Consider the following 17489-nt stretch of genomic DNA (forward strand, 5'->3'; position numbering starts at 1 on the left):
AGAATTACACCAGCCTGCGCAGATGCGCAGGTTTTTTTTACCTTCAGCCTATCTGTAACAGTAACCGATAATTTACACAACTCGTTGCATTTGGGTTCATTCCTTTGCGTTTTTGCACTGGCGTATCTGGCTGCTGACGACCACAATCAAGATCCCAGAGGTATTGATTGGTGAGATTATTCGGTACGCACTTCGTACCTGTCTCTTGCACCAACCTGCGCGGATGCGCAGGTTTTTTTTCGGATTGTATTTAACAGTTACCTGTCGCGCCTATTCCCCAACTCGTATACTCTCCCACCATTGATGTTTATATAATTAATGGCACAGGGAGTTGAGATGCTATTTGGCTTTTTTCGTAATCTGTTTCGCGTGCTTTTCCGCGTTCGCGTCACGGGCGATGTCAGCGCGCTACAGGGAGAACGCGTTCTAATCACTCCCAACCATGTCTCATTTATAGACGGCATCCTGTTGGCGCTCTTTTTACCGATTCGTCCCGTCTTCGCTGTTTACACCTCGATCAGCCAGCAATGGTATATGCGCTGGCTAACCCCGCTGATTGATTTCGTACCGTTAGATCCAACCAAACCGATGTCGATTAAACATCTGGTTCGTCTGGTCGAACAGGGCCGCCCGGTGGTTATCTTTCCGGAAGGGCGTATTTCGACCACCGGCTCGTTAATGAAAATCTATGACGGTGCCGGGTTTGTCGCCGCTAAGTCGGGAGCGACGGTCGTACCTGTGCGCATTGAGGGCGCAGAGCTTTCCCGCTTTAGCCGCCTGAAAGGTTTGGTTAAACAGCGATTCTTCCCGCGCATCCGCTTACACATCCTACCGCCGACACAACTGCCGATGCCGGAAGCACCGCGAGCTCGCGATCGCCGTAAAATCGCCGGAGAGATGCTGCATCAAATTATGATGGAAGCACGCATGGCGGTTCGTCCGCGTGAGACGCTCTACGAGTCGCTGCTGGCGGCGAAATACCGTTTTGGCGCAGGCAAAAACTGCATTGAAGATATTAATTTCACTCCGGACAGCTACCGCAAACTGCTGACGAAAACGCTGTTTGTCGCGCGTATTCTGGAAAAATACAGCACCGAGGGTGAAAGAATCGGCCTGATGCTGCCAAATGCGGGAATCAGCGCGGCGGTCATTTTTGGCGCCATTGCGCGTCGACGCATTCCAGCCATGATGAACTACACCGCGGGTGTGAAAGGATTAACCAGCGCCATTACTGCGTCTGAAATAAAGACGATCTTCACATCCCGACAGTTTCTCGATAAAGGCAAACTCTGGCATTTACCAGAACAGCTCACCCAGGTGCGTTGGGTGTATCTGGAGGACTTGAAAGCCGATGTGACCTTTAGCGATAAGCTGTGGATTTTCTCACATCTGCTGGCACCGCATCTGGCGCAGGTGAAGCAGCAGCCGGAAGACGCTGCGGTGATCCTCTTTACCTCCGGTTCAGAAGGCCATCCGAAAGGCGTGGTTCACAGTCATAAAAGCATTCTGGCGAACGTTGAGCAGATTAAAACGATTGCCGATTTCACCGCCGATGACCGCTTTATGTCGGCGCTGCCGCTGTTCCACTCCTTTGGGCTAACGGTGGGATTATTCACGCCGCTACTGACTGGCGCAGAAGTGTTTCTTTATCCCAGCCCGCTGCATTACCGCATTGTGCCAGAGCTGGTATACGACCGGAACTGCACCGTGTTGTTTGGTACGTCAACGTTCCTCGGCAACTACGCGCGTTTCGCGCATCCTTACGATTTCCATCGCCTGCGCTATGTGGTTGCGGGAGCGGAAAAACTGCAGGACAGCACAAAGCAACTATGGCAGGAGAAATTTGGCCTGCGTGTCCTTGAGGGCTATGGGGTGACGGAATGTGCGCCGGTGGTGTCGATTAACGTACCGATGGCGGCAAAATCGGGAACGGTAGGGCGCATCTTGCCTGGTATGGATGCTCGACTGTTGGCCGTTCCGGGAATTGAGGACGGTGGGCGTTTACAGCTGAAAGGCCCTAATATTATGAGCGGCTATTTGCGCGTCGAAAAACCTGGGGTGCTGGAGGTGCCAACGGCAGAGAATGCGCAAGGTGAGATTGAGCGCGGCTGGTATGACACCGGAGACATCGTGCGCTTTGATGAAAACGGCTTTGTACAGATTCAGGGGCGCGCTAAGCGTTTTGCTAAAATTGCCGGAGAGATGGTGTCGCTGGAAATGGTTGAGCAACTGGCGTTGGCGGTGTCTGCAGACAAAATGCATGCTACTGCGATCAAGAGTGATGCCAGCAAAGGTGAGGCGCTGGTGCTGTTTACCACCGATAGCGAACTCACGCGTGAAAAACTACAGCAGTATGCGCGGGCGCACGGCGTACCTGAACTCGCCGTACCGCGTGATATACGCCACCTGAAGCAACTCCCATTACTCGGCAGCGGTAAGCCGGATTTTGTTACGCTGAAAAGCTGGGTCGATGAGCCGGAAAAACAACATGAGTGAGTCAGTGCACACTAACACGTCAATCTGGTCCAAAGGGATGATGTCCGTTATCGCCGCGCAGTTTCTGTCGGCGTTTGGCGATAACGCGTTGCTGTTTGCTACGCTGGCGTTGCTGAAGGAGCAATTTTATCCGGACTGGAGCCAGCCTATCCTGCAAATGGTGTTTGTGGGTGCTTACATTCTGTTTGCGCCGTTTGTTGGACAGGTGGCGGATAGCTTTGCCAAAGGCAGAGTGATGATGTTCGCGAACTCCCTGAAACTGCTGGGTGCGGCAAGTATTTGCTTCGGCATTAATCCGTTTCTCGGGTATACGCTAGTGGGGATTGGCGCGGCGGCGTATTCACCGGCCAAGTATGGCATTCTCGGTGAACTGACCACCGGCGACAAACTGGTGAAAGCCAACGGCCTGATGGAAGCTTCCACCATTGCCGCGATTTTGCTCGGTTCTGTCGCCGGCGGCGTTCTGGCCGACTGGCACGTGATTGCCGCGCTTTCTGCCTGTGCGCTGGCCTATGCTGGCGCAGTGGTCGCTAACCTGTATATCCCGAAACTGGCCGCGGCTCGCCCTGGCCAGTCCTGGCATCTGGGGAAAATGACGCGCAGTTTCTTCTGTGCCGCCTCTTCGCTGTGGCGCAACGGTGAAACACGCTTCTCGTTGGTGGGAACCAGCCTTTTTTGGGGGGCGGGCGTTACGCTGCGTTTTCTGCTGGTACTGTGGGTTCCGGTGGCGCTCGGCATCACCGATAACGCCACGCCGACCTATCTCAATGCCATGGTAGCGATCGGGATTGTCGTCGGCGCGGGGGCGGCTGCGAAGCTGGTGACGCTGGAAACCGTGTCGCGCTGTATGCCTGCGGGGATCCTGATTGGCGTCGTGGTGCTGATTTTTTCTCTTCAACATTCGCTGCTTCCGGCCTACGCATTGCTGATGCTTATCGGCGTGTGTGGTGGGTTCTTTGTGGTGCCGCTGAATGCGTTACTGCAGGAGCGGGGTAAGAAAAGCGTCGGCGCAGGTAATGCGATTGCGGTGCAGAACCTGGGTGAAAACAGCGCGATGCTACTGATGCTGGGTATTTACTCACTGGCGGTGCTGGTGGGGATCCCGGCGGTAGCGATTGGTATTGGGTTCGGTGCACTGTTTGCGCTGGCGATTGCGGCGCTGTGGATTTGGCAGCGCCGCCATTAGTCTGTTATATGCTGTTGCAATCAGGCCTACAGGGAACGCTGTCTGTAGGCCTGATAAGCGCAGCGCCATCAGGCGCTAAATGTTAAGGTGCAGGATAGGTATACACCTGATGCACCGCTTCAATCTCTGCCAGCACTTCCTCGCTCAACTCCAGATGCAGACTTTCAACGTTGGTTTTTAGCTGCTCCATGGTCGTGGCGCCCAGCAAAGTGCTGGCGACAAACGGCTGACGACGCACGAATGCCAGCGCCATTTGCGCAGGATCCAGATTATGGCGTTTCGCGATATCCACATAGGCCGCAACGGCTTTCTGCGTCTGCTCGCCGCTGTAGCGCGTGAAACGGCTAAACAGCGTATTGCGTGCACCGGCAGGTTTCGCGCCGTTCAGGTATTTCCCGGTTAATGTACCGAAGCCCAGGCAAGAGTAGGCCAGCAGCTCAACGCCTTCATACTGACTCACTTCTGCCAGTCCAACCTCAAAGCTGCGGTTCAGCAGGCTGTAGGGGTTCTGGATGGTGGCGATGCGTGGCAGATCGTGTTTGTCCGCCAGGTGCAGATAGCGCATCACGCCAAATGCGGTTTCATTAGAAACGCCGATGTAGCGAATTTTCCCGGCGCGCTGAAACTCGGCCAGCGCGTCCAGCGTATCCAGCAGGGAAACGACCGGCGCGGAGTCTGTCCAGCTGTAGCCTAACTTACCAAAGCAGTTGGTCGGGCGCTGCGGCCAGTGAACCTGATACAGATCCAGGTAATCGGTTTGCAGTCTTTTCAGGCTGTCGTGCAGCGCTTCACGGATATTTTTTCGATCCAGCGCCTGATTCGGGCGGATGCCGCTGTCGTTGTTGCGTGATGGTCCACTGACCTTAGAAGCGACGATCAGCTTTTCGCGGCTGCCGTGTTTGGCGAGCCAGTTACCTACGTAGGTTTCGGTGAGACCCTGGGTTTCAGGACGCGGCGGTACCGGATACATCTCGGCAACGTCGATCAAATTAATGCCCTGTGCTACGGCATAATCGAGCTGTGCATGTGCGTCGGCTTCGCTGTTTTGTTCACCAAACGTCATTGTGCCCAGCCCCAGTGTACTGACTTCCAGCGAGCTGTGGGGTATACGGTGATATTGCATAGCCGTTTCCTTTTTATAATCACGACATAAGGATTATAAAAATGGCTGAGGGAAGCGAAAAAGGAAAGTAAAATTGTTAAGGCCAGCGCGCTGCTGACCTCAACCATCAGCGTTCAATGATTTGGGACACATCATCGCGGTTAATCTGCATCGCATTGCCCTGCTGGTCGTGATAGCTCACCAGACCGGTATCATCGTCAATTTCTGGTTTTCCATCGGTCAGGATCATTCGACCATCTTTTGTCGCCATTACATAATCGCTGCTGCATCCGGAAACGGCAAAAGCCAGTCCTACGGCGGAAATCAAAACTGCCCATTTTTTCATCTGCTTATCCTCACATGGCCTGCGTCTGACAATAGTTTAGTAATAACGCGAAGTTGTGCAGGGTGAAAGCAGTAAAATCTTAAACTGTGAGAAGGGGTAGGTGTGGTGGGCATTCGCTCCCCTTGCGGGGAGCGATGAATTTTATCAGAGCGGATTTTTTTTATTACGCCACAGATTCAGGGTCTCTACCGCGATAGAGAAGAACATGGCGAAATAGATATATCCTTTCGGAACGTGGACGTCGAAACTTTCCAGAATCAGCGTAAAACCGACCAGAATCAGGAACGAGAGCGCCAGCATTTTTACTGAAGGGTGGCGATCGACAAACTCACCAATTGGGCGAGCAGCAAACATCATCACGCCTACGGCAATCACTACTGCCGCCATCATGATAAACAGATGATCGGACAAACCAACCGCAGTAATCACGGAATCCAGACTGAAGATAATGTCTAACAACATGATCTGCACAATCGCGCCCAGGAAAGAAGATACGCGGGTTTTTAACCCCTCTTCCTCACCTTCAATGGATTCGTGGATCTCCTTGCTGGCTTTCCAGATCAGGAACAATCCCCCCAGCAGAAGGATCAGGTCGCGTGCTGATATTGCCTCGCCAAACAACTCGAATAGCGGGTTTGTCAGTCGCGTTACCCAGGCGATAGAAGCCAGCAGAGCCAGACGCATGATCATCGCCGCCGCCAGCCCAATACGTCGGGCATGATTGCGTTGCGCTGTCGGGAGTTTGGCTACAACCAGAGAAAGGAAAATAATATTGTCGATCCCAAGAACGATCTCCAGCAGCGTCAGCGTACCGAGCGCAAGCCAGGCGTTAGGATCGGTTATCCATGCAAATAACATCGAACAAAGTCCTGCCAAAAAAAAGAAGCGGTAATTATAGGCCCGTAACGCGGCGGGTGAAAGGCCGGGCGGTGCCTATTGCGCCTGGAGCAAGAAATGTCGCTCAAGCAATGCGCGGGTGAAGTTCTTTTTCAGATAAAAGCCGCGTGGCAGGGTCAGGATGGGCTCGCCGTTGGCACCAATGGCCTCGGTTAGCGCGCGGGCGTTAGCAGCTTTAGGACGCAGTTGCAGTACTTCCCCATGGCGAGCGGTGATGCGTTCGACGTGACCTAACACAATCATGTCCATTAATTCTTCCCAGTCCAGACGCAATTGCCGGTCCTCTTCTTCATTCGGGCTCCACAGCAAGGGAGAGCCGACGCGGCGCTCAGCCAGCGGGATGCTGCGTTCGCCTTCTACCGGGATCCACAGAACGCGTTTGAGTTTGTGCCGTACATGGCTGGTTTCCCAGGTGACGCCGGTATTGCCGGTTAACGGTGCCACGCACACAAAGGTGGTTTCCAGCGGTCTGCCAAGACTGTCCACAGGGATCGTTTTCAGCTCCACGCCCAGCGCCGCAAAATCCTGCTCTGGTTTACTGCCCGCGCTGGCACCGAGCCAGATTTCCAGTAGCACGCCAATCCAGCCTTTATCGCGCTTAAGATCCTTCGGCGTAACGATTCCCGCCATTGCCGCTAATTCTCCTAACGCGTAGCCCGAAAGCTGTCGTGCCTGGCTCAGCAACTGGGCTTCAGATTCAGGGGGAGAAAGCAACGGACGGAGTTCTGGCATCGGGTTAACCCTTAGGTGAAAAAATAAGCAATGATTTTATACCGTGTGGACAGAGTTTATCTTTTTCCACATGCTTTATTCAATTATATGATTTATATTGGTTTTTAGATTCACGTTTGCAGAGTTGCGCAACAGCGAAGCGGGTTTTCCAATTCTGGTCACTGACAATGAACAGGATCTTACACCATGTTATCCACAGAAAGATGGGATAACTGTGAAAAACCCCCACTACTGTTTCAATTTACAGCCTTGACGTGCGACGAAAATCGAATTTTCACACAAATTGTGCCTAACTTATTGGCATAATCTGTGGATAAAACCGACGCTGGTCGATCTTTCATCAGCGTGAAGATCGTATGAGTGATGTACATCACATTTCTGTGTGTTTATCTGCGTGGATCAGTTTTAACTTTATGAATGTATAAGACTATTTTTACTCTGTGACGAATGTCTTATTCGGACTGTTCTGGGTTTTCCCATAGTAATTCCGTACTTCTTCACAACTATATCCACAGAAAAGGTGAATAAAATCGCCTTGCTTGCCCTTCTTCTGTTTATAACTCGGCCTTTAACTGTGAGTTATTCAATTGTTATTAGAATATCGCACCCTTAACAGAGTGGTTTACCGCCCCTCAGGAGTGTGAAACAATCGTTTGTATATAAGGTTTATGTTGAGGTAGTCCGGTGATTGATGACGATGGCTACCGCCCGAATGTAGGGATAGTAATTTGTAACCGCCAGGGGCAGGTCATGTGGGCCCGGCGATTTGGTCAGCACTCCTGGCAATTTCCACAAGGTGGGATCAACGCAGGAGAGACAGCAGAGCAGGCGATGTACCGGGAACTCTTTGAAGAAGTGGGTCTCAGTCGTAAAGATGTACGGATCCTTGCTTCTACTCGTAACTGGTTGCGTTACAAGTTACCGAAACGTTTGGTGCGTTGGGACACGAAGCCAGTTTGTATCGGCCAGAAACAAAAATGGTTTCTTCTGCAATTGGTCAGCAGCGATGCTGAAATCAATATGCAAACCAGCAGTACACCTGAGTTCGACGGCTGGCGCTGGGTGAGTTACTGGTATCCGGTTCGACAGGTGGTGTCATTTAAACGCGATGTCTATCGCAGGGTGATGAAAGAATTCGCAAGTGTTGTCATGGCGCTTCAGGAGAGCACTCCTAAGCCGCAAAGCACACCTGCGTACAGACGTAAAAGAGGTTAAGCTACGCAAATTATGCTCACCCGCCTGCGCGAAATAGTCGAAAAGGTGGCCAGTGCTCCGCGTCTGAATGAAGCGCTGAATATACTGGTTACCGACATCTGTCTTGCGATGGATACTGAGGTCTGTTCGGTTTATCTGGCCGATCACGATCGACGTTGTTATTACCTCATGGCGACCCGGGGACTGAAAAAACCACGTGGTCGCACTGTCGCACTCGCGTTTGATGAAGGTATCGTTGGCCTGGTTGGCAGGCTGGCGGAACCTATCAACCTCGCCGATGCGCAAAAACATCCCAGCTTTAAATACATACCTTCGGTAAAAGAAGAGCGTTTTCGTGCATTCCTGGGCGTACCGATCATTCAGCGCCGCCAGCTTTTAGGTGTGCTGGTGGTGCAGCAGCGTGAACTGCGTCAGTACGATGAAAGTGAAGAGTCTTTCCTCGTCACGCTCGCCACGCAAATGGCGGCCATACTTTCGCAGTCGCAACTAAACGCGCTGTTCGGTCAATACCGGCAAACGCGCATCCGTGCATTGCCTGCCGCCCCCGGCGTGGCAATAGCTGAAGGCTGGCAGGATGCGACGCTACCGCTGATGGAGCAGGTCTATCAGGCTTCAACGCTGGATCCGGTGCTTGAGCGCGAGCGACTGACCGGTGCGTTGGAAGAGGCGGCGAACGAATTCCGCCGTTACAGCAAGCGTTTTACCGCTGGGGCGCAGAAAGAAACGGCGGCGATCTTTGATCTTTACTCGCACTTGCTTTCCGATACCCGTCTGCGCCGCGAGCTGTTTGCGGAAGTGGATAACGGTTCAGTGGCCGAGTGGGCGGTTAAAACGATCATTGAAAAGTTTGCCGAACAATTTGCCGCGCTGAGCGATAACTACCTCAAAGAGCGGGCCGGAGATTTACGCGCGCTCGGCCAGCGTCTGCTGTTCCACCTCGACGACTCTATCCAGGGGCCGAATGCCTGGCCGGAACGCTTCGTACTGGTGGCGGATGAACTTTCGGCGACCACGCTGGCGGAGCTTCCTCAGGACCGGTTAGTCGGCGTGGTTGTCCGGGACGGCGCAGCCAACTCTCATGCGGCAATTATGGTTCGTGCGCTGGGTATTCCTACCGTTATGGGGGCCGATATCCAGCCGTCGGTGCTGCATCGTCGCACGCTGGTGGTGGACGGTTATCGCGGTGAACTGCTGGTCGATCCGGAACCGGTATTGATTCAGGAATACCAGCGTCTTATCAGTGAAGAAATTGAGCTGAGCCGCCTGGCGGAAGACGACGTCAACCAGCCAGCACAGTTGAAAAGCGGCGAGCGCGTGAAGGTGATGCTCAATGCGGGTCTCAGCCCGGAACATGAAGAAAAGCTGGGTAGCAGGATCGACGGTATTGGCCTGTATCGCACCGAAATCCCGTTCATGCTGCAAAGCGGTTTTCCTTCGGAAGAAGAACAGGTTGCGCAGTATCAGGGCATGCTGCAAATGTTTAACGACAAGCCGGTGACCCTACGTACGCTGGATGTCGGTGCCGATAAACAGCTGCCCTACATGCCGATCAGTGAAGAGAACCCGTGCCTTGGCTGGCGAGGGATCCGCATAACGCTCGATCAGCCAGAGATCTTTTTGATCCAGGTTCGCGCCATGCTGCGTGCCAACGCGGCAACCGGCAACCTCAGCATTTTGCTGCCGATGGTAACCAGCATTGATGAAGTGGACGAAGCGCGACGTTTGATTGAACGCGCCGGACGCGAAGTGGAGGAGATGATCGGTTACGAGATCCCGAAACCGCGTATTGGCATCATGCTGGAAGTTCCGTCGATGGTGTTCATGTTGCCGCATCTGACAAACCGGATTGACTTTATCTCAGTCGGAACCAACGATCTTACCCAGTACATACTGGCCGTCGATCGTAACAACACACGGGTAGCCAGCATTTATGACAGTCTGCATCCGGGGATGCTACGTGCGCTGGCGATGATTGCGCAGGAAGCCGAAAGAAGCGGTATCGATTTACGCCTGTGTGGTGAAATGGCGGGCGACCCGATGTGCGTGGCTATTCTGATCGGCCTGGGTTTCCGTCATTTGTCGATGAACGGTCGTTCTGTCGCTCGCGTAAAATATCTGCTGCGTCATATCGATTTTGATGAGGCGCAAACGCTGGCGCAGCGCAGCCTGGAAGCGCAGATGGCGGCTGAGGTACGCCATCAGGTAGCGGCCTTTATGGAGCGCCGCGGCATGGGGGGATTGATTCGCGGAGGATTGTAGGCCTGATAAGCGTAGCGTCATCAGGCATTACGGGGTAAAGATTACTTATACAGATCTTTTACATCTTCCCGGCATCCGCTTCTAACCCCTTGTGCTATCATTCGCACCTTTGGAGCGCCTGCATTATGCAGGCGCGCTTATCAATTGCTGTCTGACTTCAGCGAAATAACAAGAACTTGTGGTGACAGATGACCAGTAGCTATCTGCATTTTCCGGATTTCGATCCGGTCATTTTCTCAATCGGACCCGTCGCGCTTCACTGGTACGGCTTAATGTATTTGGTGGGGTTTATTTTTGCGATGTGGCTGGCGACGCGCCGCGCGAATCGCCCGGGCAGTGGCTGGACCAAAAATGAAGTAGAAAACTTACTGTATGCGGGCTTCCTCGGGGTTTTCCTCGGTGGGCGAATTGGTTACGTACTGTTCTATAACTTCGAGTTATTCCTCGATAATCCCCTGTATCTGTTCCGCGTCTGGGACGGCGGTATGTCCTTCCACGGTGGACTTATCGGTGTGATCCTGGTGATGATTATCTTCGCCAAACGCACCAAACGTTCGTTCTTCCAGGTTTCTGATTTCATTGCCCCGCTGATTCCGTTTGGTCTGGGTGCAGGGCGTCTGGGTAACTTTATCAATGGTGAGCTGTGGGGACGCGTTGACCCGAACTTCAAGTACGCCATGCTGTTCCCGGGCTCCCGTACCGAAGATATTTTACTACTGCAATCTAACCCGCAATGGCAGTCTATTTTTGATACCTACGGCTCGCTGCCGCGCCACGCCTCACAGCTTTATGAGATGGCGCTCGAGGGTGTTGTGCTGTTTATCATTCTCAACCTGTACATTCGTAAGCCGCGTCCAATGGGCTCGGTATCCGGTCTGTTCCTGATTGGTTATGGCGCGTTTCGTATTATCGTTGAATTCTTCCGCCAGCCGGATGCGCAGTTTACTGGCACCTGGGTACAGTACATCAGCATGGGGCAGATCCTCTCTATCCCGATGATTGTCGCAGGCATTATTATGATGGTTTGGGCGTACCGCCGCAGCCCACAGCAACACGTTTCCTGAGGAACCATGAAACAGTATTTAGAACTGATGCAAAAAGTGCTGGATGAAGGCACACAGAAAAACGACCGTACCGGAACCGGAACGCTTTCCATTTTTGGTCATCAGATGCGTTTTAATCTGCAGGAAGGGTTCCCGCTGGTTACGACGAAACGCTGCCATTTACGCTCGATCATTCATGAGCTGCTGTGGTTTTTGCAGGGCGACACTAACGTTGCCTACCTGCATGAAAACAACGTCTCAATCTGGGACGAATGGGCGGATGAAAACGGTAATTTAGGCCCGGTTTATGGTAAACAGTGGCGCGCGTGGCCTACGCCAGATGGTCGCCATATTGACCAGATCACCACCGTGTTAAACCAGCTTAAAAATGACCCGGACTCTCGCCGCATTATCGTTTCTGCATGGAACGTCGGTGAGCTGGATAAAATGGCGCTGGCACCGTGCCATGCGTTCTTCCAGTTTTACGTCGCGGATGGCAAGCTCTCCTGTCAGCTGTATCAGCGTTCGTGCGATGTGTTCCTCGGCCTGCCGTTTAACATTGCCAGCTACGCTTTGCTGGTACACATGATGGCGCAGCAGTGTGATCTGGAAGTGGGTGATTTTGTCTGGACCGGTGGCGACACTCACCTGTACAGCAATCATATGGATCAAACGCATCTGCAGCTTAGCCGTGAACCTCGCGCGTTGCCGAAACTGGTTATCAAACGTAAGCCTGAATCTATCTTTGACTATCGCTTCGAAGACTTCGAAATTGAAGGCTACGATCCCCACCCGGGTATTAAAGCGCCGGTGGCTATCTAACCAGCTTCATGCTGACACAACCGACGCCCGTGAGCGTCGGTTTTTTTTGTCTAAAATCACGTTCTTCGGCGAACATTCCTGAAATAGTGCAACGGTCTGCAACGCGACAAATATTTCCCGTAGCTCGCCGTAGAAACCGAATTTCCCGCTCGTTATTCATTTTCCTCACGCCATACTGGCGACATGAAAAAACAACAAGGTTACACGCTTCTCGAAACCCTGATTGCGATGCTGATCGTCGCGGCGCTTGGTGCATCTGGGCTGTATGGTTGGCAGCGCTGGCAGCAGCAACAGCAGCTGTGGCAGACCGCCTGCCAGGTGCGGGACTACCTGCTGCAACTGCGTGAAGATGCTAACTGGCGCAATCGTGATCACGTCATCAACGTACTCCGCGAAGGGGGGACATGGTGTCTGGCAAGCTCAGCGACATCACAAGCTTCGTGTCAGCCTGTTTCACCGTTGATATTTGCGCCACTCTGGGCTGATGTCGAAATGGCAGATATCACGCCTTCACTGGCTTTTTTTGGACTGCGCAATACGGCATGGGCCGGACATATACGCCTGAAAAATGCGGCAGGGGAATGGCGCGTGGTGGTATCTGGCTGGGGGCGAATCAGGCTTTGTGAGCGCGATGAGGCCAGATTATGTCAGTAAACGAACGGGGATTTTCACTGCTGGAGGTGCTCATTGCCATGGCGATTAGCAGTATTTTATTACTTAGCTCGGCACGATTTTTACCGGCGCTACAGCGAGAGATTCTGCGTAACACGCGCCAGTTAGCGCTGGAAGATGAAATATGGCAGCGGGCCTACACCGTGGCGAAGCATCTTCAACGGGCGGGGTATTGCCGGGGAAACTGTGTCGGAGAGGGACTGGTGATATCGGCTAAGGGGGACTGTGTCATTGCACGCTGGGATGCCAACGGCAACGGCGTTTGGGAGAGCAGTTCCGCGAAATAGGCTGATGCTATCGGGTTTCGTTTACAGGACAAGGTATTGGAAACCCTGCGTGGAGCCACCGGCTGCACTGGAAAAGGATGGGAGAAAATGACCGATCAGACTACCATCCAGATTGAGGCATTCCAGGTTGAACGGCTGAATTTTAGCGGATATTCCCCGCTTCTTACGCTGCGTTTGCGTGGAGTGAGCAATGACGAACCACAAAAAGTTGTTGAAGCGGTCTACAGCGTTACGGGATTTAACCTGTGAACCGTGAGCGAGGCGTATCCTCTCTGGCAATGGTCCTGTTGCTACTGGTGCTCGGTAGTCTGCTGCTGCAAGGCGTTATCAGACAGGAGGCTAGTTTTGCTGCGCGTGTGGTCACACAAAGTCAGGCGCTGCAGCGTCAGGCGGTAGTGCAATCCGCGATGGAATGGGGGCGTATACAACCCTGGCACTTACAACCCGTCGTACAGTGTCGGCGCGATCCCACGCAGAATGCCGCGGTTTGCCTGCGCCTGCTTACCAATAATTTCGTGCTGCTAATCGCCCACTATGAAGGAGTATTTTTATGGCGTCAGGGGGCGGTTATTGATGGCAACATAGAATTCTCGGCGCATGGCTGGAGCGATTTTTGTCCGATTAAGGAGCAGACGTTATGCCAGATCCCCTGAACAGTCAGCGTGGCTTTAGTCTGCCGGAAGTTATGCTGGCAATGGTACTGATGATCATGATTGTGACCGCGTTGTCAGGATACCAGCGGGTGCTAATGAACAGCTTTATTATCAGAAACCAGTATCAACAACTCTGGCGTCACGCCTGGCAGCAAAGCCAGCTGTACCAGTTTTCATCGCCTGTGAACTGGCAGGTTAACCGAATGCAGACAACGAGAGCGGGATGTGTCAGCATCAACGTCATAATTTCTTCACCCCTCGGCAGGCAGGGTCAGATGACGCGTCTGCATTGCCCGAATCGTCAGTAGTCAGGAGTCGCTATGTTAAGGGTCTACCACTCCAACCGTCTGGATGTGCTGGAAGCGTTAATGGAGTTTATCGTTGAGCGCGAGCGGCTGGACGACCCCTTTGAGCCTGAGATGATCCTGGTTCAAAGTACCGGTATGGCGCAGTGGTTACAAATGACTCTTGCACAGAAGTTTAGTATTGCCGCCAATATCGATTTTCCGCTGCCCGCGAGTTTTATCTGGGATATGTTTGTGCGTGTGCTGCCGGATATCCCGAAAGAGAGCGCGTTCAGCAAACAGAGCATGAGCTGGAAGTTGATGACGCTGTTGCCGCAATTGCTGGATGGCGATGACTTTGCATTGCTGCGCCACTATCTGACGGACGACACCGATAAACGTAAGCTTTTTCAGCTTTCCTCGCGCGCGGCTGACCTTTTCGACCAGTATTTAGTCTACCGCCCTGACTGGTTGACCCAGTGGGAAGCGGGGCGACTGGTTGAGGGACTCGGCGAGTCTCAGGCCTGGCAGGCACCGTTGTGGAAAGCGCTGGTGGAATACACCGCGGAGTTGGGCCAGCCGCGTTGGCATCGTGCCAATTTATACCAACGATTTATTCAGACGTTGGAAAACGCGTCCGAGTGCCCGCAGGGACTGCCTTCTCGCGTCTTTATTTGCGGCATTTCGGCGCTGCCGCCGGTTTATTTGCAGGCATTGCAGGCTCTGGGTAAGCACATCGATATTCATCTGCTGTTTACCAACCCTTGTCGCTACTACTGGGGAGATATTAAAGATCCTGCCTGGCTGGCGAAGCTGATGGCGCGTCAGCGTCGGCACAGCTTTGAAGAACGGCACCTGCCGCTGTTTCGTGATAACCAGAAAGCCGAAGGATTATTTAACAGCGATGGCGAACAGGATGTGGGCAACCCGATGCTGGCCTCGTGGGGCAAGCTGGGGCGTGATTACATTTATTTGCTTTCGGAGCTGGAAAATAGTCAGGAACTGGATGCGTTTGTCGACATTACGCCTGACAACCTTTTGCATAATATTCAATCAGATATTCTGGAACTCGAAAGTCATGCCGTGGCGGGCGTCACGCTGGAAGAATATTCCCGTAGTGACAATAAACGCCGGCTTGATCTGAACGATACCAGCGTGACTTTCCATGTCTGCCATAGCCCACAGCGCGAGGTGGAAATTCTGCATGACCGGCTGTTGGCGATGCTGGAAGCGGACCCAACGCTGACGCCGCGCGATATTATCGTGATGGTGGCGGACATCGACAGCTATAGCCCATTCATTCAGTCAGTCTTTGGCAGTGCACCAGCCGAGCGTTACTTACCTTATGCGATTTCCGACCGTCGGGCACGCCAGTCTCATCCCGTCTTACAGGCTTTTATTAGTCTGCTGTCTCTACCGGATAGCCGTTTTGTCTCAGAGGATGTCCTGGCGTTACTGGATGTCCCCGTGCTGGCGGCGCGTTTCAACATTGATGAAGAAGGGTTGCGCTATCTTCGTTTATGGGTCAATGAATCAGGGATTCGTTGGGGAATTGACGACGATAACGTGCGTGAACTGGAACTTCCGCCTACAGGTCAGCATACCTGGCAATTTGGTTTAACGCGTATGCTGCTCGGCTACGCGATGGAAAGTGCGCAGGGCGAGTGGCAATCGGTATTGCCTTACGATGAGTCCAGCGGTTTGATTGCCGAGCTGGTAGGGCATCTGGCCTCGTTGCTGATGCAGCTTAATCTTTGGCGTAGAGGGTTAGCGCAGGAACGACCGCTGGAAGAGTGGCTACCTGTTTGTCGGGAAATGCTCAATGATTTCTTCCTGCCGGACGCGGATACCGAAGCGGCGATGACGCTGATTGAACAGCAGTGGCAGGCTATTATCACCGAAGGTTTAGGGGCCGAGTACGGCGATGCTATACCGCTCTCTCTGTTACGTGATGAGCTGGCCCAGCGCCTTGATCAGGAACGCATCAGCCAGCGCTTCCTGGCGGGTCCCGTTAACATTTGTACGCTGATGCCGATGCGCTCCATTCCGTTTAAAGTGGTGTGCCTGCTGGGTATGAACGATGGCGTTTATCCACGCCAGCTTGCGCCGCTGGGCTTTGATTTAATGAGTCAAAAACCGATGCGGGGCGATCGCAGCCGTCGTGATGATGACCGCTATCTGTTCCTCGAAGCATTGATTTCGGCACAGCAGACGCTCTACATCAGCTACATTGGCCGCTCTATCCAGGATAACAGTGAGCGCTTCCCGTCGGTGCTGGTGCAAGAACTGATGGACTACATTGGGCAAAGCCATTATCTGCCGGGTGACGAATTGTTGACCTGCGATCAAAGCGAGGCAAGGGTAAAAGCGCACATTACCCGTTTGCATACCCGTATGCCCTTTGATGCACAAAACTATTTGCCGGGTGAACAGCAAAGCTATGCCCGGGAATGGCTGCCTGCGGCGAGTCTGTCAGGAAAAGCGCACACGGATTTTGTGCAGCCTCTTCCTTTTGAAATGCCAGAAACGCTAACGCTGGAAACACTGCAGCGATTTTGGGCACATCCGGTACGCGCCTTTTTCCAGATGCGTTTGAGGGTCAACTTCCGCTCTGAAGAGAGTGAGATCCCGGACACGGAGCCTTTCACCCTTGAAGGATTAACCCGCTATCAGCTTAATCAGCAATTGCTTAATACACTGGTTGAAGAGAACGACGCTGAACGACTGTTCCGCCGTTTTCGTGCGGCGGGCACGCTACCCTATGGGCCATTTGGCGAAATTCTGTGGGATACGCAGCGTCAGGATATGCAGTCGCTGGCTGAGCGTATTATCGCCTGTCGTCAGCCCTGTCAGAGCGTGGAAATCGATCTTAACTGTAACGGCGTACAAATCACCGGTTGGTTGCCGCAGGTACAAGAGGACGGTTTGTTGCGCTGGCGCCCATCTTTGATAAGCATTGCGCAGGGCGTGCAACTTTGGCTGGAACATCTTGTCTATTGTGCGAGTGGCGGTACGGGAGAGAGCCGATTATTCCTGCGTAAAGACGGGGAATGGCGTTTTCCGCCGCTGGATGCAGAACAGGCGTTGCTGTATCTGTCGCAACTCATTGAGGGGTATCGGGAAGGCATGTCGTCACCATTGCTGGTATTGCCGGAAAGCGGCGGTGCATGGATAAAAACCTGTTATGACGCCGCAAATGATGCCATGTTAGATGACGATGCAACGTTGCAAAAAGCGCGCAGTAAGTTTCTGCAAGCCTATGAAGGCAACATGATAGTACGTGGCGAAGGTGATGATATCTGGTATCAGCGTCTTTGGCGTCAACTGGATGCTGATACGCTGGAGACTATTGTTTTACAGTCTCAACGCTACCTGTTACCGATTTTTCGCTTCAATCAGTCATGATGGCTGTATAAAAATTGCGCAATTCGATAGCTTCCACTATGATGCGCATTCTGTCACGGACTGATTCTTACAAAGAGAAGATGCTGGCTC

At 53.0% G+C, this 17489-nt stretch carries 14 protein-coding genes and 1 pseudogene; 11 read left to right on the forward strand and 4 right to left on the reverse strand.

From position 1 onward, the window contains the following. Positions 1 to 336 precede the first annotated feature (336 nt). Positions 337 to 2496, forward strand: coding sequence for a bifunctional acyl-ACP--phospholipid O-acyltransferase/long-chain-fatty-acid--ACP ligase (aas, locus tag OGX67_RS12600; protein WP_003033949.1), 2160 nt, complete (start codon positions 337 to 339; stop codon positions 2494 to 2496). Beyond that, complete coding sequence (gene lplT, locus OGX67_RS12605; protein WP_003033951.1) at positions 2489 to 3682, forward strand: lysophospholipid transporter LplT; 1194 nt, start codon at positions 2489 to 2491, stop codon at positions 3680 to 3682. Before aas ends, lplT begins: the two co-directional genes overlap by 8 nt. A gap of 82 nt (positions 3683 to 3764) precedes the next feature. Here the strand turns inward: lplT and OGX67_RS12610 are convergent, their stop codons facing one another. The 4 genes from OGX67_RS12610 to mutH form a co-directional block, all read right to left on the reverse strand. Beyond that, positions 3765 to 4805 carry an NADP(H)-dependent aldo-keto reductase gene (locus tag OGX67_RS12610; RefSeq protein WP_003033954.1) on the reverse strand — a complete coding sequence of 347 codons (1041 nt, stop codon included), beginning with the start codon at positions 4803 to 4805 and terminating at the stop codon, positions 3765 to 3767. A 106-nt stretch (positions 4806 to 4911) separates the two neighbouring features. Beyond that, positions 4912 to 5130 (reverse strand): lipoprotein YgdR, encoded by a 219-nt coding sequence (ygdR, locus tag OGX67_RS12615; protein ID WP_000758660.1) that lies wholly within the window; start codon positions 5128 to 5130, stop codon positions 4912 to 4914. Positions 5131 to 5274: 144 nt separating this feature from the next. Further along, positions 5275 to 5988 carry a TerC family protein gene (locus tag OGX67_RS12620; protein WP_003033961.1) on the reverse strand — a complete coding sequence of 238 codons (714 nt, stop codon included), beginning with the start codon at positions 5986 to 5988 and terminating at the stop codon, positions 5275 to 5277. 75 nt (positions 5989 to 6063) lie between these two features. Beyond that, on the reverse strand, positions 6064 to 6759 hold the full coding sequence (gene mutH, locus OGX67_RS12625) for a DNA mismatch repair endonuclease MutH (protein WP_071697461.1): 696 nt from the start codon (positions 6757 to 6759) through the stop codon (positions 6064 to 6066). Positions 6760 to 7443: 684 nt separating this feature from the next. On the opposite strand from mutH, the gene rppH reads away from it, so the two are divergent. The 9 genes and pseudogenes from rppH (at position 7444) to recC (ending at position 17399) form a co-directional block, all read left to right on the forward strand. After that, entirely contained in the window at positions 7444 to 7974 is a 531-nt protein-coding gene (gene rppH, locus OGX67_RS12630; protein WP_003033982.1) for an RNA pyrophosphohydrolase, read from the forward strand. 12 nt (positions 7975 to 7986) lie between these two features. Further along, positions 7987 to 10233 carry a phosphoenolpyruvate--protein phosphotransferase gene (gene ptsP, locus OGX67_RS12635; protein ID WP_003033984.1) on the forward strand — a complete coding sequence of 749 codons (2247 nt, stop codon included), beginning with the start codon at positions 7987 to 7989 and terminating at the stop codon, positions 10231 to 10233. Between the two features lie 188 nt (positions 10234 to 10421). Beyond that, on the forward strand, positions 10422 to 11297 hold the full coding sequence (lgt, locus tag OGX67_RS12640) for a prolipoprotein diacylglyceryl transferase (RefSeq protein ID WP_003033987.1): 876 nt from the start codon (positions 10422 to 10424) through the stop codon (positions 11295 to 11297). 6 nt (positions 11298 to 11303) lie between these two features. Beyond that, the gene (gene thyA, locus OGX67_RS12645; RefSeq protein WP_003033990.1) at positions 11304 to 12098 is read left to right on the forward strand and encodes a thymidylate synthase; all 795 of its coding nucleotides are present in this window, start codon (positions 11304 to 11306) and stop codon (positions 12096 to 12098) included. 183 nt (positions 12099 to 12281) lie between these two features. Next, entirely contained in the window at positions 12282 to 12752 is a 471-nt protein-coding gene (locus OGX67_RS12650; protein WP_046670338.1) for a prepilin peptidase-dependent protein, read from the forward strand. Continuing rightward, a pseudogene (locus tag OGX67_RS12655) lies at positions 12743 to 13306 on the forward strand (prepilin peptidase-dependent protein). Before OGX67_RS12650 ends, OGX67_RS12655 begins: the two are co-directional and overlap by 10 nt. After that, entirely contained in the window at positions 13303 to 13710 is a 408-nt protein-coding gene (locus OGX67_RS12660; RefSeq protein ID WP_071697460.1) for a DUF2509 family protein, read from the forward strand. The pseudogene OGX67_RS12655 and the gene OGX67_RS12660 overlap by 4 nt, the downstream one beginning before the upstream one ends. Beyond that, the gene (locus OGX67_RS12665) at positions 13695 to 14018 is read left to right on the forward strand and encodes a prepilin-type N-terminal cleavage/methylation domain-containing protein (RefSeq protein ID WP_003846470.1); all 324 of its coding nucleotides are present in this window, start codon (positions 13695 to 13697) and stop codon (positions 14016 to 14018) included. The genes OGX67_RS12660 and OGX67_RS12665 overlap by 16 nt, the downstream gene beginning before the upstream one ends. A gap of 12 nt (positions 14019 to 14030) precedes the next feature. After that, positions 14031 to 17399 (forward strand): exodeoxyribonuclease V subunit gamma, encoded by a 3369-nt coding sequence (gene recC, locus OGX67_RS12670; RefSeq protein ID WP_257651637.1) that lies wholly within the window; start codon positions 14031 to 14033, stop codon positions 17397 to 17399. Positions 17400 to 17489: the final 90 nt, after the last annotated feature.

The organism is Citrobacter sp. Cf118 (genome assembly GCF_030334095.1).
Classification (GTDB): Bacteria; Pseudomonadota; Gammaproteobacteria; order Enterobacterales; family Enterobacteriaceae; genus Citrobacter; species Citrobacter freundii.

Bases quoted from the DNA above. Each gene is read 5' to 3' on its own strand.
- thyA (WP_003033990.1), top strand. From the start codon at position 11,304: ATGAAACAGTATTTAGAACTGATGCAAAAAGTGCTGGATGAAGGCACA.
- aas (WP_003033949.1), top strand. From the start codon at position 337: ATGCTATTTGGCTTTTTTCGTAATCTGTTTCGCGTGCTTTTCCGCGTT.
- ptsP (WP_003033984.1), top strand. From the start codon at position 7,987: ATGCTCACCCGCCTGCGCGAAATAGTCGAAAAGGTGGCCAGTGCTCCG.
- OGX67_RS12665 (WP_003846470.1), top strand. From the start codon at position 13,695: ATGCCAGATCCCCTGAACAGTCAGCGTGGCTTTAGTCTGCCGGAAGTT.
- lplT (WP_003033951.1), top strand. From the start codon at position 2,489: ATGAGTGAGTCAGTGCACACTAACACGTCAATCTGGTCCAAAGGGATG.
- ygdR (WP_000758660.1), bottom strand. From the start codon at position 5,130: ATGAAAAAATGGGCAGTTTTGATTTCCGCCGTAGGACTGGCTTTTGCC.
- OGX67_RS12650 (WP_046670338.1), top strand. From the start codon at position 12,282: ATGAAAAAACAACAAGGTTACACGCTTCTCGAAACCCTGATTGCGATG.
- mutH (WP_071697461.1), bottom strand. From the start codon at position 6,759: ATGCCAGAACTCCGTCCGTTGCTTTCTCCCCCTGAATCTGAAGCCCAG.
- lgt (WP_003033987.1), top strand. From the start codon at position 10,422: ATGACCAGTAGCTATCTGCATTTTCCGGATTTCGATCCGGTCATTTTC.
- recC (WP_257651637.1), top strand. From the start codon at position 14,031: ATGTTAAGGGTCTACCACTCCAACCGTCTGGATGTGCTGGAAGCGTTA.
- OGX67_RS12610 (WP_003033954.1), bottom strand. From the start codon at position 4,805: ATGCAATATCACCGTATACCCCACAGCTCGCTGGAAGTCAGTACACTG.
- OGX67_RS12620 (WP_003033961.1), bottom strand. From the start codon at position 5,988: ATGTTATTTGCATGGATAACCGATCCTAACGCCTGGCTTGCGCTCGGT.